This is a genomic window from Erythrobacter sp., assembly GCF_040217515.1.
Lineage (GTDB): Bacteria > Pseudomonadota > Alphaproteobacteria > Sphingomonadales > Sphingomonadaceae > Erythrobacter.
In genome coordinates, this window is the sequence record NZ_JAVJPT010000008.1 from 217,948 (window position 1) to 241,670 (window position 23,723).

The following is a 23,723-nucleotide window of genomic DNA, read 5'->3' on the forward strand; positions in this document are numbered from 1 at the left end:
CTGTCGGCGCGCACCTGTCCCGTTGCCACCCTACTGCAACGAAAAGCGCTGGCCGCCAAGGGGGCAGTCTTTGCCTTTGCCCGACAGCGGCGCTAAACGCCCTCGATATGTCCACGACCTTCCAGCTCGACACGAGCACCAGCCGGGCCAATCCCACGCCCCAGCCGATGAAGCGCCTGACCGTCCCGCGCATTCGCGCGCGCAAGACGGACGGCGCGACCGACGAACCGCTGGTCATGCTCACCGCCTATACCGCGCGTCAGGCGCAATTGCTCGATACGCACTGCGACCTGTTGCTGGTCGGGGATTCGCTGGGCCAGGTAATCTACGGCCTGCCTTCGACCATTCCCGTGACCATGGAGATGATGGCGAACCACGGCGCCGCGGTCGTGCGCGGGAGCTATCACGCAGTGGTCGTGATCGATATGCCTTTCGGCTCCTACGAGAGTTCGCCCGAGCAGGCCTTCGAAAGCGCTGCGCGGCTGCTCAAGGAAACGGGCGCCGCTGCGGTCAAGCTTGAGGGCGGCGCGGCGATGGCGCCGACGGTGGAATTCCTCAACACGCGCGGCATTCCTGTCATGGGCCATGTCGGCCTCACCCCGCAGGCGGTCAACGTTCTGGGCGGCTATGCAGCGCGCGGGCGCTCGGATGCGGAGGCCGAGAAAATCGTGAGCGATGCGAAGGCCCTCGACGAAGCGGGCGCCTTCGCGATCGTCGTAGAGGGTGTGGTCGAATCCATCGCCATCACCGTCACCGAAGCGGTCTCCTGCCCCACGATCGGCATCGGCGCTTCGGCGCGCTGCGACGGGCAGGTGCTCGTCACCGACGACATGCTTGGCATGTTCGAGCGCGTGCCCCGCTTCGTGAAGCGCTATGAGAACATCGCCGAAATCATCGAGAAGACCGTCGCCACCTACGCCTGTGAAGTGCGCGCGCGCAGTTTCCCGGGCGAGGAACAGACCTACCAGCCCAGGGATTGATCGGACACCCGCCCGCGACCCTTACAGCCCGCCGGAACCCCCGCTGCCATGCAGACCCTGCTTCGCTATTACACCTTCTCGCTGTTCTTCACGGCGGCCTGTTTTGCGGGGGCGGCCTATTATGGCTGGGTCAGCAGCGGGACCGTGGGCGGCATGCTCTCGGTCCTGTGGATTGTCATCGTCCTGTCGATCCTCGAGGTTTCGCTGAGCTTCGACAATGCGGTCGTCAACGCGACCGTTCTGCGCGAGATGGACCCGGTGTGGCAGCAACGCTTTCTCACCATCGGCATCCTTATCGCGGTATTCGGAATGCGGATCGTCTTTCCCATCGCCATCGTCTCCATCGCCGCCAATATCGGGCCGTGGGCGGCCGTGCAGCTTTCGCTCGGCAATCCGCAGGAATATGAACGCATCGTGTCGGCTGCCCATATCGGGATCGCCGGTTTCGGCGGCGCCTTCCTTGCCATGGTCGGCCTCAGCTTCTTCTTCGATGCGGACAAGGAGGTCCACTGGATCGGCGCGCTCGAGCGTTCGATCAATCGTTTCTCGACGCTGCCCGCGGTCGAGATCGGACTGGTACTCGGCCTGCTTTACGGCGTTTCGACGCTGCTGACGGCAGAGGAATCGCTTACCTTCCTCACCGCCGGGCTGCTGGGGCTGCTCACCTACATCGCGGTCAATGCGCTCGGCGAATGGATCGAGCAGCGCGAAGAGGCGAAGAAAGCCAGCGGGCAAATGGTGCGCTCGGGGCTCGGCGGGTTCCTCTATCTCGAAGTGCTCGATGCGAGCTTCAGTTTCGACGGGGTGATCGGAGCCTTCGCCTTATCGAACAACATGATCGTCATCGCCATCGGCCTGTCGGTGGGTGCGATGTTCGTGCGTTCGATGACCGTGCACCTCGTGCGTGCGGGGACGCTGGCGCAATATCGCTATCTCGAACACGGGGCGTTCTGGGCGATCATCGTGCTCGGCGCGATCATGTTGCTGTCGGCCCGCTGGCATATTCCCGAAACAATCACCGGGCTGATCGGGGCGGTGCTGATCGGATTGTCGCTGGTCTGGTCGATCCGCCACAACCGGGCCGAAGCGCAGGCCGAGGCTAGCGCGAAGCCCGCGCCAGCCGACTAGCGAGCGGAGCGGCGACCACCAGCTGCAAAAGATGGTAGAGCAGCAGCGGCGCGATCACGAAGCCGGCCGTTTCGGGCGCGAACAGGATAGCGGCCATGGGCGCGCCGATCGCAACGCTCTTCTGCGACCCGGCGAACAGGAACGCGATCCTGTCGGCCCTTGCGAGGCCGAGCGCGCCCCCGGCGAGCCAAGCCCCCGCAATCGCGAGCGCGAGGAAGCCGACCACCAGCCCCAGCAGCGCCGCCCATTCGCCCGCACCGAACAGCCCCGCCAGCCCCTGCTCCACTGCGCCTGAAAAGGCGACATAGACCGCAATCCCGATGACCGCCCGGTCGAGCCAGGCGATCCGCGCCTTGCGCTCCGCGATCCATCTGCGCGTCCAGCCTTGCACCGCCTGCCCGATCACGAAAGGCAGGACGAGGATGACACCGATCCGCGCGATCGTGTCATATCCGATCTCGGCTGCGGCTCCGCCCCCGAGAGCCGCGAAAAGCGGCGCGGTGACGAAAACGCCGACAATGTTGACGAGCGCCGCACCCACCACCGAGAGCGCGACATTGCCGCCGGCGAGGCTGGTATAGCTCGTCGCCGACTGCACGGTGGAAGGCAGGCAGCCGAAATAGAGAAAGCCGAGCGCGACCAGCGGCGGCAGCGCCAGATCGGCCAGATGCATGAAACCGAGCCCGAACAATGCCATCGCGCCGAAGATCCATGCCAGCAGCGGCACGAAGTAACGCCAATTGACCAGTCCGCGCGCGATTTCGCTGCGCGCGATACGCATGCCGTTGACAAGGAAGAGCACGAAGATCGCCACGTTCGATACCAACTGCGCGGCTCCGCGTGCCTCTCCGGTGGCGGGAAGGAAGAGGGCGAGCGCAGTCGCGATCACGAGCACGGCGATCATCGGATCGGAGAGGATGGCCGGGCGCGCGAGCATGGGACGCGCCCCTGCCCTTGCCCACGGTGAATGTCGAGCGGTTCCCGCCTATCGCGGGACGAAGCCGGCCGGGGCGAGCGCATCGGCGCGCGCGGCGAAACGCGCCGCTCGATCGGGCTCGCCCACGGCCTCGGCCGCGTCGGCGCGCAGGCGAAGCAACGCCGGATCGCTTCCCGACCCAAGGGCGATGGCGCGGTCGATCAGCAGCTTCACGCGCAGCCAGTCCTCGCGTTGCGCGCTGCGTGCAGCGAGCATGGCAAGCGCTTCGGCATTGTTCGGCTCGCCCGCGACATGCCGCGCGAGCAGGCGGTCCGCCGCCGCTTCGTCGCCGAGCGCGCGATAGGCGCGGATCGCCTTCTTCGCGAGGGGCCAGGGGCGCCGCACACTGACGGCAACGCGGTAAAGGGCGAGCGCGCCTTCGGCATCGCCTGCGGCAAGCGCGACATCGCCCGCAAGCGCTGCAATGTCCGAAGACGTTTCGTAACGGCCCCGAAGAGTCTCGGCCTCGCGCATGGCGGCCCGCCGATCGCCCGATGCGAGCCGCGCGCGAAGCCGAGCGGTCGGTTCGGGCAGGTTTTCGTTCCCGGCAAGCAGGGCAAGCTCTCCCGAGGGGCCGGTATGGGCGCGCTCCAGAAACGGTGCCGCCTCGTCCCTCTGCCCAAGCCGTTCGAGCGAGCGCCCGACCAGCATGGCGAGATAGGCCGAGGCATCGGCGCGCCGGGCATTGGGAGCATAAAGATCAACCAGTTCGCGGTTCCTCTGCCCGAGCCAGAGCGCGCGCGCATGCAATTCGGCGACGCGGACATTGCCGGGCTGGCGGCGCGCAAGGTCGCCCAGGGTCACCGCCGCGCTGTCGTGATTGCCCTGTGAAAGATCGATCAGCGCATCGAGCAGCAGCGCCGCCGGCACGCCCTCTTCGGCCAGTTCGCTGCGGGCGAGCAGGCTGCGCGCAAGCACATGCTCCCCTGCCCGCGCAGCGAGCACGGCGCGGAGGAGATGCGCCCGCCGCGCTTCCGGCGAGGTTTCCCCCACTCGGTCGAGTGCGACGAGCATGGCGCGATAATCCCCGCTTTCGCCGAGCGTCGCCGCGTGCTCGACCCGGATAGCCGCATTCGCGGGATCGGCCGCAAGCGCCGCCTCGAACCAGTCGCGCGCTGCTGCGGCCCCGTGTGCATCGCGCACCAGCTGCGCCCGCATCAGCAGCGCAGGGCCATGGGCAGGACCAAATTGCAAGGCACGGTTGGCCGCTTCCACCGCCGCGACCTGCTCGCCGCCGCGAAATCGCAGGCGGGCGATGGCGACCCACAGGGCGGGATTGTCCGTCTCCACCGTGCGCGCCTCGTCCAGCAACCGGCCGGCTTCGGCCAGCTCGCCCGATGCCATCTCCCCGCGCGCCTGTTCCAAAAGCGCGATGAACGGTTCGCTCCCCACAGGTTTTTGCGCCGCCTTATCGGCCGGCGCCTCGCCGCAGGAGGCCAGCACCAGAAGCGCCGCGATCAGCGCTGCGCCGACTGCCCTTTCAGGTCTGGAGATCATATTGCTTGAGCAGGTCGTAAAGCGTCGGGCGACTGATGCCGAGCAGCTTGGCCGTATTGGAGATGTTCCCCTCGCTGCGTGCCAGCGCGTGACGGATCACCCGCCGATCGGACTGTTCGCGCGCGGCCTTGAGGTTGAGCACCTCGGCGGCCTCCTCCTCTTCCTCGCGGGCGAAATCGAGGTCCTCGGCGCTCACCAGCTTGCCGTCGGCCATGATAACGGCGCGCTTCACCCGGTTTTCGAGCTCGCGCACATTGCCCGGCCATTCATGCGCGTCGATCGCCGCCAACGCGTCGGGCGCGAAACCGGTGACGGAGGGGTTCATCTCCTTGGCAAAGCGCTTGAGAAAGGCCTTGGCGAGCAGCACCGCGTCGCCATGGCGTTCTGCCAGGCCGGGGATGCGAACGACGATCTCGGCGAGGCGATAGAACAGATCCTCGCGGAACGTGCCCTCGGTGATCATCGCCTCTAGGTCCTGGTGGGTCGCGCACACGATCCTGGTGTCGACCGAAATCGCCTTGCGCCCCCCGATCCGCTCGATCGTGCGCTCCTGCAGGAAACGTAGCAGCTTGACCTGCAGCGGCAGCGGGATGTCTCCGACTTCGTCGAGGAACAGCGTCCCGCCATTGGCGCTTTCGATCTTGCCCTCCGTGGTCTTTACCGCTCCGGTGAAGGCACCTTTTTCATGCCCGAACAATTCGCTTTCGAGCAGGTTTTCCGGGATCGCGGCGCAGTTGATCGCGATGAAGGGCCCATCCACCCGGTCGCTCGCATCGTGCAGGCCCCTGGCGAGCAATTCCTTGCCCGTTCCGCTCGCGCCCAGCAGCATGACCGAGACGCTGGTACGGGCGACACGCTCGATCGTGCGGGCGACCTTGATCATTTCGGGCGCCCCGGTGATGAGCCGGCCAAGCACGGTCTTCTCCTCGCCCGAACGGGTCACGAGGCGGCGATTCTCCGCCTCGATCGCATGGAGGTTGAAGGCGCGCCGCACGATCAGGCCCAATTGCTCGATATCGACCGGCTTCTGGTAGAAATCGTAGGCCCCGCGTTCGATCGCCTGCAGCGCGCTTTCGCGCGCGCCATGGCCGCTGGCGACGATGACCTTGGTATCGGGTTTGAGCGCCATGATAGCATCGAGCACGGCAAAGCCCTCGCTCACGCCGTCGGGATCCGGCGGCAGGCCGAGATCGAGCGTTACGACGGCGGGCGTTTCGGCGCGCAATGCAGCAATGGCGCTGTCGCGGTCGCCGGCGATGACGACATTGAAATCGTCATAGGCCCATCTGAGCTGCGCCTGCAGGCCCTCGTCATCCTCGATTACGAGCAGGTTGGGTTTCTTGTCGGCCATCATGCGACCTCGTTGTCTCGGGCTGAAACAATATCACCGGCGGTGCCATCGAGCCGCGTGGCCTCGGACAAGGGCAGGTTGATCGAAAAGCGGCTGCCGATGCCTTCACGCGATTCGACAGTCAGGCGCCCGCCCATGGCGCGGATCATCTCGCGCGCCTCGAATGCGCCGATGCCGAAGCCGCCCTGCTTGGAGGAAACAAAGGGCTTGAACAGCGAATGGCGCACAAATTCGGGCGACATTCCGTGACCGGCATCGACCACGTCGATCCGCCCGGTAACGCCGTCGCGCGTGACGTCGATATGGACGGCGGCCTTGCCGTCGCTTGCATCGACCGCGTTCTGGACGAGGTGGACAAGCGCCTGTTCGAGCGCTTCCCTGTCGCCAACCACCGCGACGCTTTCATTCCGGGTCAAAGCGACAGCATGGACCCCGTCGAACCGCCTCGCAACATCGCGCGCCAGCTGGGCGAGATCGACCGTTGCGAGTTCCTGGACCTGTCCGGACCCGTAACGCCCGAGCCGGTCGAGTAGCGCCGTCAGCTTTTCGCTCGACTTGCGAAGGGTCACGAGCATGTCGGCGCGAAAAGCAGGATTGTCGGCGTGCTTTTCGGCATTGGCAGCGAGCAGCGACATCTGGCTGGCGAGATTCTTGATGTCGTGCATGACGAAGGCCATTCGGCGGTTGAATTCGTCGAACCGGCTCGCATCCATCAGCGCCTGCTGCCCGGCCTGTTCGGCGAGATAGCTTGCCAATTGCTGGCCCGCCACGCGCAGCAGGTCGAAATCTTCCCAGTCAAGCCGACGCTCGATCCGCGGGCGGGCGAGGATGATCGCGCCGACGAGCCGCTCGAAATGGATCAGCGGGACGAGCGCCCAGGCATCCTCCGCCTCGCGCAGCCAGGTCGGCACTTGCGCGACTTCGCCGTGATAATCGGTCCCGGCGCGCACCTCGTCGAGATCGAGAATATGGTGGTGCTGTTCGAGCAGCCCCGAAAGCGTGTATTCCCCGGCGACTGCGGGAACCTCGATCGTCGGCCAATTCCAGCGTGCAGTGAGTTCGAGCCGCGCCTCCTCGTCGGGCACGAGCAGCAGGCCCGCCGAGCTGTCGGTTATGTCGGCGATCGCCTTGACCGCTCGCTCGTGGAAACTCGCAGCCGCCCCCGAGCCGCGCCCGATCGTGCGCGTGAAGCGGAGCCATTCGGCGCGGTAGTCGTAACGGTGCTGGAAAAGGTGCTTTGCCGCCATGACCCGGATCCACGAGCGCACCCGTTCCGAAGGCAGCCAGACCACGGCCGCGACTATGGCGAGAACGAGAAAGGCGACCTGGCCCGTGCGCGCGACATCGCCCCCGCCGCCGATCAGCGCGATAGAGCGCGTCACCAGCACCATGACGAGCAGGTAGCTGCCGATCACCAGCAATGAGAGCGTCTGGAAGGTAACCGCGCGCGAAGGGCGCAGCTGCAGGCTTGCCCCGCGCGCATTCGCCCCGATGGCGAGCAGGCCGACCATGGCCCCGGCAAACAGACCGCGCAAGGCGACAAGCACGCCAGGGCTCTCGCCGCCGAGATAAGCGATGGTGTGCAGATTGAGGTCGTAGCCGAAGATCCCTGCCAGCGCGATTCCGCTCCAGCGCAGGACCGGGCGCGAGGCGGATGCGGCCCCGGCATAGAGGTTGTGGAGCAGCATCAGGGCACCGATCGCAACCAGCATGGCGAGGATCGCCGAAACCTCGAAGATGACGGCTTCCAGTTGGCGCGGCGCATTGACCCGCAATTCAAGCCCGAGAATGACCGGCTGCATCAGCTCGACCAGCACGAGAGCGAGGATCACCGGGCGGATCGGGCGCAGGCTCTCGTCACGTCCGTCGACGGAAAATAGGCGGAAGATCACTGCAATGAATGCAAGGTTGCGCGCGGTTGCGATCAATTCGCTCGTTGGCGCATCCGCCCCGAGCGCGGCTCCGAACACGCACCACAGCGCGGTGAGCGCACTCGCCCCGAGCGCCGCCTCGCGGTCGGGCCGCGATTTTTCGCCAAAGCGCGCGATCCACACCAGCGCCCCCGCCGCGAGCGCAGCACCCGCAATCATGCAGGCCGGCCCGAGATAGGGTGCAAGGGCTCCCGGCACGGCCATCACCGGGCACCTTCCGGCCAGAGGATGACCCGCAAGGTCTGGAGCAGGATGACGAGGTCGAGAAAGGGCGTGTAGTTCTTGGCGTAATACAGGTCGTATTCAAGCTTCTTGCGGCTGTCCTCTGTCGATGCGCCATACGGATAGTTGATCTGCGCCCACCCGGTGATGCCGGGTTTCACCATGTGCCGCTCGCCATAGAAGGGAATCTGCTCCTGCAGGTCGTCGACGAATTGCGGGACTTCCGGACGCGGGCCGACGAAGCTCATCTGCCCGGTGAGCACGCTCCAGGCCTGCGGGAGCTCATCGATGCGCACCTTGCGGATGAAACGGCCGAGCCGTGTGATGCGCGGGTCGTTTTCCTCCGCCCATTTCGCCCCGTCCTTTTCCGCGTCGGTGCGCATGCTGCGTAGCTTCACGATCCGGAACGTCTCGCCATATAGCCCGACGCGTTCCTGCCGGAAGAAGGCTGGACCCTTGCTGTCGAGCTTTACCAGCACCGCGAACAGGACGATGAGCGGAAAGGTGAGCAGGAGCAGGAGCAGGCTCGCGGTAATGTCGAAGATCCGCTTCACCGCGCTCGAAAACAGGCGGCCGCTTGAAAAGCCGTCGGAAAAGATCAGCCAGGAAGGGTTCACCGTGTCGAGATCGATCCGGCCCGTCTCGCGCTCGAGAAAGCTGGAGAAATCGTTCACGTGAACGCCCTTGGTCTTGATCCGCAAAAGGTCGCCGAGCGGCAATGCATTGCGGCGTTCCTGAAGCGCGAGCACGACCTCGGACACGCCGAGATTCTCAACGAAACGCCCCAAATCGTGGATCGCCTCGCGCTCGATCGCTTCCTCCACCACCCGCTCGGGCTCGCCCATGGCGATATAGGAAACGATCACGAAACCGCTTTCGGGCCGATCGCCCAATTCGCGCAGGCGCTGTGCCCGGTCGCCCGCGCCGAGCACCATCACCCGTCGGCGAAAGGCGGAGGAACCTAGGAAAGAATTGAGCAATAGCCGGTCGGCAACCAGAACCAGGATCGCAAGACCCATCGCGTAAAGCAGGGTCGAGCGCCAGAAGGTGTCGCCGGGCAGGAGAAAATCGATCGTCGCCAGCGCGATGATGCCCAGGCTGATCGCGACCAGCAGCCGCGCCCCCGCAAACCGCAGCGAACGCAGCGCATTGGGCCCGTAGACCCCGACCGAAATCATCGCCAGCCACACGACGAAAGCGGTTGTAAGCAGCTCCAGCCAACGCTCGCCGATCGGGCCGGGCTCCATCGCGATCTGGGCCGCGCGCAATTGCCAGGCGATTTCGCTCGCCAGCACAAGCAGCGCAAGGTCCAGCAGGCCGAGCAACAGCACGGCGTGCGGAATGTAATGCTTGAACAGGCGGATCATCGGCTCGGTCGGCCTCGGACTTTTCGGGTTGCGCTCCCCTTGCTCTAGGCCCGATAGTTTAAGTGTCGGTAAACCTTACACTGGCCGCGCGAGTCCGCGCGATGCCTTGGACACGGCAGTTAACGCTTCATCACCGCTCGCCTCCGGTCAAAGATCCTGGGCATTGGCAAGGCGCGGGGTGGCCGGGGTCAGGCAGTCTGCCCGGCCGCAGCGCGGGCAGCCGATGCCCAGCGGCACCGCATCCTCGGGGGCAAGCGAAATGCCGCGCGCCTGGGCGAGTTCGCCGGCAAAGCGCGCCTCGATGCCGAGCACGATCGCACGCCGGGCAGAGCAGGCCGCGCCATCGACTTCGACGGTGCGGGCGATGGTGAACCAGTGCCGGGGAGCCGCTTCGCCCTCGCCGAAAGTGACGGTCTGGGTGAGCATCTGCCCGCGGCTCTCGAACGCGGCATAGGGAACCCAGGCCGGCCAGCGCGCCCCGGCAAGCGGATGGACCGCCCCGCTCGCCCCGGCGGTGAATCCCAGCATTCGCCCGGTTCGCCCGAAGCGCGCGCTGAAAAACGGCAGGCCCCGCTCGCCCACCCGCTGGAGCGTGGTAAGGCGCTGGGCGAGCTGGTCGAAACTGACGGCGAAGCGTCGCTGGAGCACGGCGAGGTCATAACCCGTCTGCTCGCACGCTCGCAGGAAGCGGCGATAGGGCATGAGCAGAGCAGCGGCAAGATAGTCGAGAACATGGCTGTGAAAGGCACTGCGCGCCTCGTCGCTGGAGAGCTGCGCACCGGCGACCAGTTCCTCTATGGTATCGCGCTGTTCGAGCGCGCCGACCTGCCGCGCGATCTGGAATCGCCGCGCTGCGCCGGGGAGCATTTCCGAGAGCTGCAACTGGCGCGCATGAAGGTCGAGCCGCTGCACCATGCCGGGCATGACCTCGGCCGGCAGGATGCGGACCGAGAGACGGTGCTGCTGGCGGAGGCGCTCGCCCAGGCCTGCAGCCATGTCCCCGCGCGAAAGACGCAATTCGTCGGCCAGGCTCTCGGCCGCGTGGTCGAGATCGGAGAAATGGTTCTGCCAGCGCTCGATCGCCTCGCGCGCATCGCCTTCGGGGTCCTCCCTGCGCGCGCCGGCTTGCGGTCCGATGTCGTAGAGCCGGGCAAAGGCGGCCGCAGCCTGCGGGGCGGCGGCGAGGAATTCCTGTACTTCCTCGCGGTCGATGCCGAGATCGGCGAAACGGGGGTCGCTGAGCCGCCGCACGAGGCCGTCGACGCCGCCGATCGCTTCGTCTTCGCGCAAGGAGCGCGGGTCGAAATCGAAGCGCTCTATGACCTGCACCAGCACACGGGCGGAAACGGGCCGCTGGTTGCGTTCGATGAGATTGAGATAGGAAGGCGAGATACCGAGAGCGGCAGCCATTGCGGCTTGGGTCAGGCCCTCGCGCTTGCGCAGCCGTCGTAGCGAGGGTCCGGCGAGAAGGGCACTTTCAGCCATGATTGGGTGTCCAAAGAGGTTCGTGTTGTAACTTTCTTGACATCATTACACCAAATATCCGGCAAATCAGCCCATAGAGACAAGAAATTCTGTCATTTTTCCTGTCATGCTGCAACGCCGCACGGCACATGCGGCCCACTCACTCCCCAGGATGCAAAGGAGACTTATCAGCCATGACCTATCAGGACACGATCGCCCACATGCAGGGCCTTGTCAGCGCGAACGGCAATTGGAGCGGAATCGACCCCGAAAGCGCCGCTCGCATGGTCATCCAGAACCGCTTCCGCACCGGCCTCGATATCGCGCGCCACACCGCGAAGATCATGCGTGAGGACATGGCGGCCTATGATGCCGATCCTTCGCAGTACACCCAGTCGCTCGGTTGCTGGCACGGTTTCATCGGCCAGCAGAAGATGATCTCGATCAAGAAGCATTTCGGCTCGACCAAGCAGCGCTACCTCTACCTCTCGGGCTGGATGGTCGCCGCGCTGCGCAGCGAATTCGGCCCCCTTCCCGACCAGTCGATGCACGAAAAGACCTCGGTGCCGAGCCTTATCGGCGAACTCTACACCTTCCTCAAACAGGCCGATGCGCGTGAGCTCGGCATGATGTTCCGCGCGCTCGACGAAGCGCGCGAGGCCGGTGACGAGGTGAAGGCCAAGGAAATCCAGAAAAGCGTAGACAGCTACGAGACCCATGTCGTTCCGATCATCGCCGACATCGACGCAGGTTTCGGGAATGCCGAGGCCACCTATCTCCTCGCCAAGAAGATGATCGAGGCGGGCGCTTGCGCGCTGCAGATCGAGAACCAGGTGTCGGACGAAAAGCAGTGCGGCCACCAGGACGGCAAGGTCACGGTCCCGCACGAAGACTTCATCGCCAAGATCCGCGCCTGCCGCCACGCCTTTCTCGAGCTCGGCGTTGATGATGGCATCATCGTCGCGCGCACCGATTCGCTGGGTGCGGGCCTCACCAAGCAGATCGCCTATTCGAAAGAGCCGGGCGACCTCGGCGACCAGTACAACAGCTTCCTCGACGCCGAGGAGGTCGATCCGGCCAACATCACCAACGGGCAGGTTTTCATCAGCCGCGACGGCAAGCTGATGGCCCCCAAGCGGCTGCCCTCGAACCTCTACCAGTTCCGCCCCGGCACCGGGGTCGACCGCGTCGTGCTCGATTGCATCACCTCGCTCCAGAACGGCGCAGACCTGCTGTGGATCGAAACCGAGAAGCCGCATGTCGAACAGATCGCGAGCATGGTCGACAAGATCCGCGAGACCGTTCCGAACGCGAAGCTCGTCTACAACAACTCGCCGTCGTTCAACTGGACGCTCAATTTCCGCCAGCAGGTGTTCGACGCATGGGAAGAGGCTGGCAAGGACGTCTCCGCCTACGACCGCGCGAAGCTGATGAGCGTCGATTACGACGACAGCGAACTCGCAGCCGAGGCCGATGCGAAGATCAAGAGCTTCCAGGCCGATGCGGCCAAGCGCGCGGGCATCTTCCACCACCTCATCACGTTGCCGACCTATCACACCGCGGCACTGTCGACCGACAACCTCGCACGCGAATATTTCGGCGAGGAAGCGATGCTCGGCTACGTCAAGAACGTGCAGCGCAAGGAAATTCGCGAAGGCATCGCCTGCGTGAAGCACCAGAACATGGCGGGCTCCGACATCGGCGACGATCACAAGGAATATTTCGCCGGCGACGCCGCTCTCAAGGCGGCGGGCAAGGACAACACGATGAACCAGTTCGAGGCTGCCTGAGCCTACTTGGCGCATCCCGCACGGCCCGTTCCATCGCGGCCTTGCGGGATGCCGCCTCAAGCTGCATGAGTGTCGGCATGAATGGCGCGACCGCCAAAGCGCCCGATGCCGGACAGGGAGACATCCGAATGAGCGACACCACCAACACCGACGCCCCGAAGAGCGAGCCGGGCCGGGCCCGCGCGCTGCTTTCCACTGCGGACATGAAGCTTCTTCGCCGCGCGCTGGAAAGCCATGCTCGCACGACCGAGGACCGGGAGGAACTCGCCAAGATCAACGCGCTGCACCACCGGCTCGGCACCTACGTGCCCTCGACTCAATAGACGGCGGCGCAAGACCTCACCGGTTCTCCTGGGGAGGAGAAAACGGCCGTCGGATGCCTGGTTATCCAGGTGTCCGGCGGTCGTTATGCATTTGCGGCCCGACCGCTTCGCTGCTTGAGGGCAGGGTGTTTGCGGCCCTACCGCTTCGCTGCTTGAGGGCGGTGTGTTTCCGGCCCTACCGCTTCGCTGCTTGAGGGCAGTTCATTACCCGCCCTTTTTTGCAAGCAGGTCGAGGCTCGCCGCCGTCAATGCCTCGGTCGCGGTTGCAATCACGACCGGCGCGTCGGGCGCCCAGAAGGGCGAATGGAGGCTGACCAATTCGACCTCGCCGCGCTGCGCCGCTTCGTAGCGCTCCTGCGGGACCCCGCCGACCCAGAAGATCAGCGATTCGATGTTCTCCGGGTCCGCGCGGTAGAACTGGCCGAAATCCTCGCCGCCCATGACGCTCGGCACTTGGAAAACGCGCTCCGGGAAGCGGGTCTTCAGTCTCGCCATCACTTCTTCGGTGAATTCGGGCGTGTTGTAGGTCGAAGGCGTATAGGGCTCCTCGACCTCGACCACGGGCAGCAGTCCCAAGGGTAGCCCCGCCGCGAGCGCCTCGGCCTTCGCGATCCGACGAATGCCGTCGAGCAGGTGCGCACGGGATTCGTCGCTGTAGGAACGCACGGTCAGCTGCAGTTTGGCTGTGTCGGGGATGATGTTGTGTTTCGTGCCCGCAAGAAAGCTCCCCACAGTCACCACCGCCGAATCGAGCGGGTTCGTCTCGCGGCTCACCAGCGTCTGAAGGCGGGTGACGATGTTTGCGGCGACCACGATCGGATCCTTGGTCGTGTGCGGATAGGCGCCATGCCCGCCGACACCTTTTACCGTGATGTCCACGCTGTCGACATTGGCCAGCGCATAGCCCGGCGAATAGCCGATCATGCCCGCCGGAGCCTGCGCCGCGTCGTGGAAACCGAGCACGTAGTCAGGCTTTGGAAACCGCTCGAACAGGCCGTCCTCCAGCATCGCAAGCGCGCCGAGGCCCAGCTCCTCGGCCGGCTGGAGGATCATCACCAGAGTGCCCGACCATTCATCGCGCCGCTCGGCCATCAGTTGCGCCGTACCGACCCAGGCGGCCATGTGCGTATCGTGGCCGCAGGCGTGCATGATACCGCTTTCGACCCCGCTCGCGGGCGTGCCGCGCGCCTTCGAGGCATAGGGCAGCCCAGTCTGTTCGGTGACGGGCAGCGCATCCATGTCGGCTCGCAACATGACCGTCGGCCCCTCGCCATTGCGCATGACGGCGACCACGCCCGTCTTGCCAACACCCTCGGTCACTTCGAAGCCGAGTTCGCGCGCCCGCGCGGCGAGTTTCTTCGCGGTCTCGACTTCCTGGAAGGAAAGCTCGGGATTGGCGTGCAGGTCCCGGTAGAGCTCGACGAGGCCGGGCATGTCCTCGTTCACCGCATCGCGCAAGTCGTCCGCTCTTGCAGGCGCGGCCATCGCGAGCGCCAGCGCCGCGCCGGCCATCAGGTGCTTCATCATTCGATCGTCTCTCCCTTGGTTCCCTCGGCCTTCGCGCCGCATCGGTCGACGGATCATCCTACACGCTGCGCAGCCCGAAAAAAGTCACCGGCTCATCCAAGCCCGTAGAAGATCACCAGCAGGATCGACAGCGTAGTCACCATCAGCGCGACCAGCGGGACCCCGGTGCGGATATAGTCCGAAAATTCATACGAACCTTCGGCCATGATCAACATGTTGGTCTGGTAGGCGATGGGCGTGGCGTAGCACAGATTGCAACCGAACAGCACCGCGAGCACAAGCGGCTCGGGCGGCAGACCGAGCTGCGTCGCAATGCTGATGGCGATAGGCGTGCCGACGGTCGCGGCAGTCGCGTTGGAGGCGAAATTCGTCAGCAGCGTCACGAATACCATGATCGCGGCCAGCACCAGAGCGGGCGGCAGGAAGGCAAGGCCGAGCGACAAAGTCTCCCCGAGCCACGCGGCTGCCCCGCTTTCGAGGATGATGCGGCCGATCGCGATGCTAGCGGCGACGAGGACGATCACCTTTGCCGAAAGCGCACGACCGACGCGGTCGAACTTGACACAGCCTGTCACGAACATCGCAATCGCCCCCATCAGCGCCGAGATCGCGATCGGCAGCTTGAGCATGAAAATGCCCTGCGCGCCCGGCCACGGAATGCCGATAGAAGCGAGCGCAATGGCAACCCCCATGATCGCCCCGGCGAGGACTGCCTTCGACCGGCGCGGCAATTCGCGCGCGCCTTCGAGCATCAGGAGGCTGTCATTGCGGGCGAAATTCTGGAGATCCTCCTCCAGCCCCATGACGAGCAACACGTCGCCTTCGCGGATGCGCAGGTCACCGCCTTCGGAATACTGGTCCTTTTCACCCGGCCCGAAACGCTGCGGGCGATGAATGCCGAGCACCGCGACCGAATAGAGGTCGGCAATTCCCGAACTCGGCAGGGTACGGGTGATGAGGCGCGAATCCGCCGTCACCGTCATCTCCACCGCGACGATATCCTTGCCCTCGGCTCGGCTGGTGCGGCGGATACGGTCGAGGACCCAGGAGGGCGCGAGTTCGCCCTTGAGCACCCGGGTCGCCTCTTCCAGCGCCTCGTGCGTGCCAGAGATGTGCAGGCGCTGCTGTGGCTGCAGCGTGCCAGAGGGTGCATTGTGGAAGGTTATGTTCCCGGGAAGCTTGCTTTTCACCGCAGACAGATCCGAACCGGACAGCACGCTGTCGACGCCGACGCGCAGGCGTGTGTGAAACATGCGGCGCGTGGCATCGGGCTCGATGCTGTTGTCGCCAAGCAGGCGCGGCATGACGAGCCAGAGATAGGGAATCGCGATCAGCGCCGCTATCAGCACGATGGGCGTGAAATGGAACACCCCCATTTCCGGCAGGCCCAAGTCCATCGCGATAGAGGTGACGAGGATATTGGTCGAGGTGCCTATGGTGGTGGCCATGCCGCCGATCAGCACCGCCGCATTCAGCGGGATCAGCGTCTTGGAGGCGGGCATTGCACCCTTCGCCGCGAGCGCGACGAAGATCGGCAGCAGCAGGACCAGCACCGGCGTGTCGTTGACCGCCATCGACAAAAAGAGGGCGATAAGAAGCGAGACGAGCAGGCCGACCTGGAGGTTGAACCGGAAAACCTGCTCGAGCAACCGCGCCGCCGGGTCGAGCGCGCCGGTCACGACCAGGCCTCGCCCCATGATCATCAGCGCGCAGATCGTGATCAGGGCGTAATGGCCGAAGCCTCCGAAAGCGAGCGCGAAACCGTCGGTCGGGCGGGTCCCTTCCAAGGGGAAGAAATAGAGCCCGACGGCGATCACGGCGATCGTCATCAAGCTTACGATCTCGACCGACAGTCGCCCGCGCGCGAAAGCGACGAACATCGCGACCGTGACCGCCATCGCCGCCATGGCATGATATGATGGAAGCGAAAGCATCGAGCCCCTCTCAGCTTCGGCGATCTTTCAAACGAAGCGCGGAAGATCAAGCGAAATTGCAGCGCGGCGGGAGGTGGAACACAGCGCAACGGGCGACCGTTGACTTGGGGAACGCCTACACAATCCCATCCGGAGCTGCCCATGACCGACCAAGCCATCACCATCAACCCCGCCACCGGTAACGAACTCGCTCGCTATGGGCGCATCGGTGAAGCGGAAGCAAGGCAGGCGGTCGAGCTCTGTCACCAGGCATTCGACACGTGGCGACACACCACTGTCGAACACCGCGCGAGTGTCCTCCGCTCGATCGGCGCAGCCCTGCGCGAACGCAAGGAGGAACTTGCCGAACTGATGAGCCGCGAGGTCGGCAAGTTGATCGCCGACAGCCGTGACGAGGTCGAATTGTGCGCAGCGATCTGCGACTACACCGCCGAGATCGGCCCCGAGGAGCTTGCGAGCGAACAGCGCGACCCGGCCAATGCCGCGCGCGGGATCATCACCTACGCGCCGATCGGCGTGATCTACGGCATCCAGCCGTGGAATTTCCCGGCCTACCAGGTCGTACGATACGCGATTGCGAACCTCATGACAGGCAATGGCGTGCTCTTGAAGCATGCGGAAAACTGCACTGGCAGCGGGCTCAAGCTGCGGGAGATCTTCGAGGATGCAGGACTGCCCGAAAACCTTTTCACCGTGCTGGTGATCGACCATGAAGTGTCGGATTCGATCATCGCGCATGACAAGGTGCGCGGCATTACCCTGACCGGTAGCGACAAAGCTGGCAGTATCATCGCCGAGCAGGCGGGGAAGCTGAACAAGAAAACCGTGCTCGAACTGGGATCGAACGATGCCTATATCGTGCTCGAGGATGCGGACGTTGACCTTGCCGCGAAGACTTGCGCCACCGGGCGCCTCTACAACAATGGCGAAACCTGCATCAATGCGAAGCGATTCATCGTGACCGATGCGGTGCATGACGAATTCATGGAGAAATTCGTAGCGGCGATGGAGGAGGCAAAGCCGGGCGACCCCTTCGACGAGGCGACCGGCATCGGCCCTATGGCGCGAGAGGACCTGCGCGAGACCCTGCAGGAACAGGTTGACGAAAGCGTCGAAAAGGGCGCGCGCATCGTCACGGGGTGCGCAATTCCGGATGGCCGCGGCTGGTTCTACCCGCCCAGCATTCTCGCCGATGTCGAACCCGGTCAGCCCGCTTATGACGATGAACTGTTCGGCCCCGTCGCCTCTGTCATTCGTGCGAAGAACGACGAGGATGCGATGCGGCTTGCGAACGACAGCCGATACGGCCTTGGCGGCGGCATATTCTCGCAGGACGAGGACCGGGCGATCAAGCTTGCCGAGCAGCACTTCGACACCGGCATGGTGTTCGTGAACACCTTCGGCGTGGCGGACCCGTCGATGCCCTTCGGCGGGGTGAAGGCGTCGGGCTATGGACGCGAACACGGCGGCTGCGGCGTCAAGGAATTCGCCAATACCAAATCGATCTTCGTGGGCTGAAGGCGCAACCCCCGCGAAGCCGACCCCGGCCCGAAGGGCCGCAGGGGCGACCGCCCGCCCGCAGCGCCGAAGGCGTGAGGAAACCGCAGCCCGGATGGGCTGCGAAAAACAAATAATCCAAAACCCCCATCCGGGGGTTTTGGTGCCCCTGGCCCGACTCGAACGGGCACTTCCGAAGAAAAGCGATTTTGAGTCGCTCGCGTCTACCGATTCCGCCACAGGGGCACGCCTCTCGGGCGAGGCGCAGGCTGTTACCGCCAAGGGTGGATTACTTCAAGGAATTCGCCAGAAGCTTGTGCAGCTTCGAATGTAATGCGTCATTGGCCGCGAGCACCTGCTGCGAATGGATCGGAGCGGAACGTCCGCGATAATCGGTAACGAAACCGCCGGCCTCGCGCACCAAAAGGCAGCCCGCCGCCGTGTCCCAATCGCAGAGGTCGCTCTCCCAGAAGCCGTCAAAACGCCCTTGCGCGACATAGGCCATGTCGAGCGAGGCGACGCCGAACCGACGGATCCCGGCGACTTCCGGCCCGATGGCGCCGAAAATGCGGCTCCATTCGGCAAAATCGCCATGTCCCTGGAAGGGAATGCCGGTCGCGATAAGCGCATCGGACAGGCGCGAGCGCGCCGAAACGCGCAGCCGCCCGTCATGAAGCCAGGCGCCGCGGCTTTTTTCGGCCCAATAAGTCTCGTCATTGATCGGGTGATAGACGAGGGCGGCGGTGACATCGCCCCAGCCCTTCCCGTCGAGACGCGGCTCCTGCACCGCGATCGAAATGGCGAAATGCGGGATGCCGTGAAGGAAATTGCTGGTCCCGTCGAGCGGGTCGACGATCCAGCGCGGCTTGCCTTCCTCGCCTTCGATGATGCCCGCTTCTTCCATGACGAATCCCCAACCAGGGCGCGCCTGGCCGAGTTCGTCATAGAGCGTGCGTTCGGCGCGCATATCGGCCTTGGACACGAAATCGGCCGGTCCCTTGCGGCTGACCTGGAGGTGTTCGACCTCGCCGAAATCGCGCCGCAAACGCCCCCCCGCTTTGCGCGCGGCGCGCTCCATCACGCGGACGAGGCCTGAAAATGTCGCCATGTTTTCTTCCGTAAGGGACCGCCGGACCGCCTTAGCGGGGCTGCGCGGGAGCCTCTTGGCCCTGTTGTGCGGCCGGGGGCTGGTAGCCGCAGATACTCGCCATCACGCCGAGCATGACACCGCTGTCGGTGCGGTCGAATCGCTCCGGATTGGCAGCGATGGCCTTATCCATCGCAATGGTGATATCGCGCATCGAATTTCCGTAAATGCAGCTCATCAGGGCGTTCTTCACGTCCTGATCGACGGCTTCGGAATTGAGCGCCGTCATCAGCAGGCTCATGTTCTCGACCGCGTGCTGGCGGGTTTCCTGCGTATCTGCGGAAGGGGCGGGTGCGGCAGCATCCTGCGCAAGCACCGGCATAGCGGCGCATGCGGCAATGGCAAAAAGCGGGACGAAAGTCTTGTTCAGTCGTTGTGTCAAAAGATTAACTGGCCTTTCCGACATAAGTCTGTTCGTAAACGTCGACCACGATCCGAGTGCCCGCTTCGATATGCGGGGGGACCATGATCTTCACGCCGTTGTCGAGCACGGCGGGCTTGTAGCTCGAAGAAGCGGTCTGCCCCTTCACCACCGCGTCGGCTTCGACGATCTCGGCTTCGATCTGGCTCGGCAGCTGCACGCTGATGGGCTTTTCCTCCCACAATTCGAGCTGCACCTGCATACCGTCCTGGAGGAACGGCCGGGCATCGCCGAGCAGGTCCGAAGGGAGTGAGATCTGTTCGTAGGTGTTCTGGTCCATGAAAACCAGCATGTCACCATCCTCGTAGAGGAACTGGTATTCACGCGTGTCGAGCCGAACCTTCTCGACCGTGTCCGCGCTGCGGAAGCGTATATTGGTCTTGCGCCCGTCCTGCAGGTTCTTCATCTCGACCTGCATGTAGGCCCCGCCCTTGCCCGGCTGGGTGTGCTGGATCTTGGCGACTTTCCAGATGCCGCCTTCATATTCGAGGATATTGCCGGGGCGAATATCGACGCCGCTGATCTTCATGGGGGCTGTTTGCCTTCCTTGAGGAGGTTGGATGAAACGAGTGAAAGAACGGGCGTGTGCAAGGCCCGGTACAGGCCGGAGGGAACGCGCGGCCCGGGTTCAGCGGGTGCGCCAATAGCCGAGCCCGCCCGTCGGGGCAAGCGCAGCGCTCGCGGCGCGCGCCAGAGACCGGGGCAATGCAGCGTGGATTCATGGGCAAGCGCGTAGCGAGAACGCGCCGCAAGTGTTACCTCCCCGGAAAGGACGGACGATCACCATGAAAAAACGTGCCATTCTCATGCTCACCACGCTCGCTGCGGGGATGGCCGCGGCAAGCCCGATATCCGCGCGCCAGCAAGAGGGATCGGGGACGCCCGCAACGGGCGATACGGGGGGCGCGCTGCGAACGCTCGACCATGGCCGCTGGAGCTGCGCTTTGCCGGGCGATGCAGCCGGTGCGGCATGGAATCCGGTGCCTGAGGCCGATTTCTCAATCGGCCCCTCGTCGAGCTATGAGACGCGGGCCGGACGCGGAACCTATATCCTGCGCGGACGCATCCTCACTTTCACTCGTGGCCCCAAAAAGGGCGAACGCTTTGAACAGGTCGGGCGCAATACTCTGGAGGTGATCGAGCCGGACGGCGAAAATGGGCGTCTGACCTGCACCCGCGTCGGCGGGCCACGCTGAAGATTATTGCTCCCGCCCTTCGACCAGCAGCGGGTAGGGGTTAACCGCGTTCGCCGGTTCCCACCACGCTGCATCGGAGGTTGTCTCAAGTATCGCGAAATGCAGATGGGGCGCCTCGGGCGAGGCATTGCCGGTTGATCCGACCGTTCCGAGCCGCTGGCCGGCACGGATGCGCTGTCCCTCGCGCAGCCCCGGGGCATAGTCCGCGAGATGGGCGTAGTAATAAATTTTCAGGCGATCGGGGGAGCGAATATAAAGGGAATTGCCGCCGGCTTTGGAGCGGTGGAGTTTCGCCACCGTGCCGGGTGCGGCGGCCAGCACGCTTGTTCCTTGCGGCGCCATGATATCGATCGCCTCGTGCAGGCGCACGCTGTTTTCCCCCCGCCGGTCGGAGAACGTGTCGGTAAGCTCGCTCGCCGCGACATTCATTACCGGGATGCGCAAGGTCGCGGGACCCGAAGTGGCTTCGGCCGTGTCCGGCTCTTCGTCGGGCTCGGCGGTGTCGAGCGAGGGTTGCGGCGTCGATTCTCTATCGTTCTCGGCTGCGTCCGTCGAAACGGCCTGCGGACTGGGCGCAGCCTCGGCCGGACGAAGCGATTGCTCCCCTTGGCGGTTTTCCGCCAATTCCATGAGCGTCCCGCCGAAGACGATCCAGACGACGGAGGTAAGCGTCGCGGTGACGAGGATCGTGGTGAGGCGGTCGAAAAATGTCATGGCAAGCAAAGCCTAGCGCGTCGCGTCCTGCCCGTCACCTGCCCGGCGCAACCGCGACGTCCCGGCCTTCGGCCGCGTCCGGGTCCATTCGCGCTTTCCCTACGGCGAGACGAGAGGATAAGGGATGTCATGCTTGCCGTCATCGTCCTTGCACTCGGCCTCGCCATGGATGCCGTCGCCGTCGCGCTCGCGCGCGGCGCGGCGGGCGCGCACCGGATGACCAGCGCGCTGGAAGTCGGCTTGGCTTTCGGTGCTGCCCAGGGACTGCTGCCGCTGGCGGGATGGGCACTCGGGCTGGCATTTGCGGAGTGGATCGAACCCTTCGACCACTGGATCGCCTTCGCGCTGCTGGGCTTTCTCGGCCTGCGCATGATCCGCGAGGCTTTGGCCGAAGACGAACCCGGCGCGCCTTTGCGCACGCGCTCCCATTATGCAGCCCTTGCGCTCGCCGCCTTGGCGACAAGCCTGGATGCGGGCGCGGCCGGATTGACCCTGCCGCTCTTCGCGCCGCCGGTGCTCGTCTCGTGTCTTGTCATCGCCAGCATGACGGCGATGCTGTGCGCCCCGGCCTACTGGCTCGGCACGAAGGTGTCGCAGCGGCTCGGTTCGATAGCGGAGATCGCTGGGGGCATCGCGCTGATCGCGATCGGCGGGCACATCCTTTTCGATCACCTCACGACCTGAGAACCTTACGGAACGCAGTGACCGCTTCGACTTCGTCGCTGTTCCAGACCCCGCCCGAAACGGCCAGGAAATCCGCCCCGGCCTCGGCCAACGGCCGACAATTGGCGGGCGTTATCCCGCCGATCGCGACGCAGGGGATCTCGAACAGGTGCGCCCACCAACCCAGCAGGCCCGGATCGGGCCGCTCGGCATCGGGGCCCTTGTCCTTCGTCGCGGAAGGGTAAAACGCGCCGAAGGCGACATAATCCGCCCCCGCCTCGCCCGCCTCCATCGCGAGATGCCGCGAGGCGTGACAGGTCACGCCAATCTGCGCCTCGCGGCCCAGGGCCTCGCGAGCCTCTCTTGGCGCGCTGTCCTCCTGCCCAAGATGCACCCCGTCCGCCCCCAGCCTCTTGGCGAGCGCGATGCTGTCATTGACGATGAAGGCCACGTCGCGCGCGGCGCATATCTCCTGCAAGGGGGCGGCGAGACGGGCGGCCTCGTGCTGGTCGATATCCTTCGCCCGGAACTGGAAGGCTGTCGCCAGCCCCTCTCCCGCATCGAGCGCGCGCTTTAGTCGCTGCGGGAAGTCGCCGCCTACCTCGAGCGGGGAAATCAGGTAAAGCTGGGTATCGGGCACGCTCCGGCTCATGCCCGCGCCTGTCGGCGCAGGCCGCGCTCCTTATATGCTCGCCGCAGCGATCTTTTCGATCGCATCGCTGAGAGCCTTGTTGAAATCGGGATCGGACTGATCCTTGCGCAGGTCCTGCAGTAGGCCCCGGCTGAAGCTTGCGATCATCCCGGGATTGCGCGCAAGATGCTCGCAGGCTTCATCGGTCGAATAACCGCCCGAAAGCGCCACGACGCGCAGCACCTTGGGATGGCCGACAAGGCCACCATACAGCCCCGCCCTGGCCGGGATCGACAGCTTGAGCATGACCTGCCGGCCTTCGGGGAGGGTCTCGAGATGCCTGGTGATTTCGGTGAGGAGGATGTCTTCGCCCGCTTCGCGGTCCGCGGCATGGATGTCATATTCCGGTTCGATAATCGGCATGAGGCCCGCATCGAGGATCTGGCCCGCCACCTCGAATTGCTGGGCAACCACGGCCGCGATGCCCTCGGGATTCGCCGACTTGATGACCGAGCGCATCTTGGTCCCGAACATGCCCTTGGCGACGGATTTATCGAGCAGGGTGGGAAGCTTGTCGAGCGGCTTCATCAACTGCACGCCACCCTCTTCGTCGGCGAGGCCCTGGTCGACCTTGATGAAGGGAACGATGCCGCGTGCCTTGAGAGCGTCGGCGGTCGGCTTGCCATCGACCTCGCCGTCCATCGTCTTCTCGAACAGGATCGCACCCAGCACCTTGCCTTCGCCGAAGCAGGGCGCGGTGATGACCCGCGCACGCATCGCATGGATCGCGGCGAACATCTCGTCCTCGCCCGACCATTCTTCGTCATTGACACCGTATCCGCGCAGCGCCTTTGGCGTGGAACCGCCCGATTGGTCGAGCGCGGCGATGAAGCCCTCGCCGGTTGCGATCCGAGTGGTCATATCCTTCGTGTTCATAGTGCTACTTCAGCCCCCTCATTGGCCG

21 protein-coding genes and 1 tRNA gene are annotated in these 23,723 nt (G+C 64.8%); 7 read left to right on the forward strand and 15 right to left on the reverse strand.

The genetic code is table 11. The annotated features are described in order from the left end of the window. The first annotated feature begins 107 nt into the window (after window positions 1-107). On the forward strand, window positions 108-980 hold the full coding sequence (panB, locus tag RIB52_RS11175) for a 3-methyl-2-oxobutanoate hydroxymethyltransferase (protein WP_350175513.1): 873 nt from the start codon (window positions 108-110) through the stop codon (window positions 978-980). Between the two features lie 48 nt (window positions 981-1,028). Beyond that, a complete protein-coding gene (locus RIB52_RS11180; RefSeq protein ID WP_350175514.1) occupies window positions 1,029-2,108 on the forward strand; it encodes a DUF475 domain-containing protein in 1,080 nt (359 codons plus the stop codon). Here RIB52_RS11180 and RIB52_RS11185 read toward each other — a convergent pair. The 6 genes from RIB52_RS11185 to RIB52_RS11210 form a co-directional block, all read right to left on the reverse strand. Further along, window positions 2,080-3,045: a bile acid:sodium symporter family protein gene (locus RIB52_RS11185; RefSeq protein WP_350175515.1), complete on the reverse strand. Its 966-nt coding sequence runs from the start codon at window positions 3,043-3,045 to the stop codon at window positions 2,080-2,082. The genes RIB52_RS11180 and RIB52_RS11185 overlap by 29 nt on opposite strands. A 48-nt stretch (window positions 3,046-3,093) precedes the next feature. Further along, window positions 3,094-4,581, reverse strand: a complete 1,488-nt coding sequence (locus tag RIB52_RS11190; protein ID WP_350175516.1) for a tetratricopeptide repeat protein — start codon at window positions 4,579-4,581, stop codon at window positions 3,094-3,096. After that, window positions 4,565-5,932 (reverse strand): PEP-CTERM-box response regulator transcription factor, encoded by a 1,368-nt coding sequence (prsR, locus tag RIB52_RS11195; RefSeq protein ID WP_350175517.1) that lies wholly within the window; start codon window positions 5,930-5,932, stop codon window positions 4,565-4,567. The genes RIB52_RS11190 and prsR overlap by 17 nt, the downstream gene beginning before the upstream one ends. Continuing rightward, window positions 5,932-8,067 carry an XrtA/PEP-CTERM system histidine kinase PrsK gene (gene prsK / locus RIB52_RS11200; protein WP_350175518.1) on the reverse strand — a complete coding sequence of 712 codons (2,136 nt, stop codon included), beginning with the start codon at window positions 8,065-8,067 and terminating at the stop codon, window positions 5,932-5,934. Before prsK ends, prsR begins: the two co-directional genes overlap by 1 nt. Next, window positions 8,067-9,452: a TIGR03013 family XrtA/PEP-CTERM system glycosyltransferase gene (locus RIB52_RS11205; protein WP_350175519.1), complete on the reverse strand. Its 1,386-nt coding sequence runs from the start codon at window positions 9,450-9,452 to the stop codon at window positions 8,067-8,069. The genes prsK and RIB52_RS11205 overlap by 1 nt, the downstream gene beginning before the upstream one ends. 147 nt (window positions 9,453-9,599) lie before the next feature. Continuing rightward, window positions 9,600-10,937 carry a helix-turn-helix domain-containing protein gene (locus RIB52_RS11210; protein ID WP_350175520.1) on the reverse strand — a complete coding sequence of 446 codons (1,338 nt, stop codon included), beginning with the start codon at window positions 10,935-10,937 and terminating at the stop codon, window positions 9,600-9,602. Window positions 10,938-11,110: 173 nt separating this feature from the next. Between RIB52_RS11210 and RIB52_RS11215 the strand changes: the two genes are divergently transcribed. Together RIB52_RS11215 and RIB52_RS11220 are read left to right on the forward strand one after the other, a co-directional pair. Next, window positions 11,111-12,706 carry an isocitrate lyase gene (locus tag RIB52_RS11215; RefSeq protein ID WP_350175521.1) on the forward strand — a complete coding sequence of 532 codons (1,596 nt, stop codon included), beginning with the start codon at window positions 11,111-11,113 and terminating at the stop codon, window positions 12,704-12,706. A 128-nt stretch (window positions 12,707-12,834) separates the two neighbouring features. After that, window positions 12,835-13,029 (forward strand): hypothetical protein, encoded by a 195-nt coding sequence (locus RIB52_RS11220; protein ID WP_350175522.1) that lies wholly within the window; start codon window positions 12,835-12,837, stop codon window positions 13,027-13,029. Window positions 13,030-13,233: 204 nt separating this feature from the next. On the opposite strand, the gene RIB52_RS11225 is transcribed toward RIB52_RS11220, so the two are convergent. Both RIB52_RS11225 and RIB52_RS11230 read right to left on the reverse strand, forming a co-directional pair. Further along, a complete protein-coding gene (locus RIB52_RS11225; protein WP_350175715.1) occupies window positions 13,234-14,553 on the reverse strand; it encodes an amidohydrolase in 1,320 nt (439 codons plus the stop codon). A gap of 95 nt (window positions 14,554-14,648) precedes the next feature. Beyond that, window positions 14,649-16,490 (reverse strand): SLC13 family permease, encoded by a 1,842-nt coding sequence (locus RIB52_RS11230; RefSeq protein WP_350175523.1) that lies wholly within the window; start codon window positions 16,488-16,490, stop codon window positions 14,649-14,651. A 141-nt stretch (window positions 16,491-16,631) separates the two neighbouring features. On the opposite strand from RIB52_RS11230, the gene RIB52_RS11235 reads away from it, so the two are divergent. After that, window positions 16,632-18,008 (forward strand): NAD-dependent succinate-semialdehyde dehydrogenase, encoded by a 1,377-nt coding sequence (locus RIB52_RS11235; RefSeq protein ID WP_350175524.1) that lies wholly within the window; start codon window positions 16,632-16,634, stop codon window positions 18,006-18,008. 140 nt (window positions 18,009-18,148) lie between these two features. Here RIB52_RS11235 and RIB52_RS11240 read toward each other — a convergent pair. The 4 genes from RIB52_RS11240 to efp all read right to left on the reverse strand — a co-directional run bounded on the left by RIB52_RS11240 (window position 18,149) and on the right by efp (window position 20,084). Then, window positions 18,149-18,233 (reverse strand) — tRNA-Leu (locus RIB52_RS11240). Window positions 18,234-18,276: 43 nt separating this feature from the next. Continuing rightward, on the reverse strand, window positions 18,277-19,095 hold the full coding sequence (locus tag RIB52_RS11245) for an inositol monophosphatase family protein (RefSeq protein WP_350175525.1): 819 nt from the start codon (window positions 19,093-19,095) through the stop codon (window positions 18,277-18,279). A 31-nt stretch (window positions 19,096-19,126) separates the two neighbouring features. Beyond that, window positions 19,127-19,516, reverse strand: a complete 390-nt coding sequence (locus tag RIB52_RS11250) for a hypothetical protein (protein ID WP_350175526.1) — start codon at window positions 19,514-19,516, stop codon at window positions 19,127-19,129. A gap of 4 nt (window positions 19,517-19,520) precedes the next feature. Then, window positions 19,521-20,084 (reverse strand): elongation factor P, encoded by a 564-nt coding sequence (gene efp, locus RIB52_RS11255; protein ID WP_350175527.1) that lies wholly within the window; start codon window positions 20,082-20,084, stop codon window positions 19,521-19,523. A gap of 256 nt (window positions 20,085-20,340) precedes the next feature. On the opposite strand from efp, the gene RIB52_RS11260 reads away from it, so the two are divergent. Further along, a complete protein-coding gene (locus RIB52_RS11260) occupies window positions 20,341-20,751 on the forward strand; it encodes an elongation factor P (RefSeq protein WP_350175528.1) in 411 nt (136 codons plus the stop codon). 3 nt (window positions 20,752-20,754) lie between these two features. Here the strand turns inward: RIB52_RS11260 and RIB52_RS11265 are convergent, their stop codons facing one another. Beyond that, a complete protein-coding gene (locus RIB52_RS11265; protein WP_350175529.1) occupies window positions 20,755-21,465 on the reverse strand; it encodes a M23 family metallopeptidase in 711 nt (236 codons plus the stop codon). Window positions 21,466-21,594: 129 nt separating this feature from the next. Between RIB52_RS11265 and RIB52_RS11270 the strand changes: the two genes are divergently transcribed. Then, window positions 21,595-22,149, forward strand: coding sequence for a manganese efflux pump MntP (locus RIB52_RS11270; RefSeq protein WP_350175530.1), 555 nt, complete (start codon window positions 21,595-21,597; stop codon window positions 22,147-22,149). Here RIB52_RS11270 and thiE read toward each other — a convergent pair. Next, window positions 22,139-22,780, reverse strand: a complete 642-nt coding sequence (gene thiE, locus RIB52_RS11275) for a thiamine phosphate synthase (protein WP_350175531.1) — start codon at window positions 22,778-22,780, stop codon at window positions 22,139-22,141. The genes RIB52_RS11270 and thiE overlap by 11 nt on opposite strands. Before the next feature lie 30 nt (window positions 22,781-22,810). Beyond that, window positions 22,811-23,695: a fructose bisphosphate aldolase gene (locus tag RIB52_RS11280; protein ID WP_350175532.1), complete on the reverse strand. Its 885-nt coding sequence runs from the start codon at window positions 23,693-23,695 to the stop codon at window positions 22,811-22,813. Window positions 23,696-23,723 lie beyond the last annotated feature (28 nt).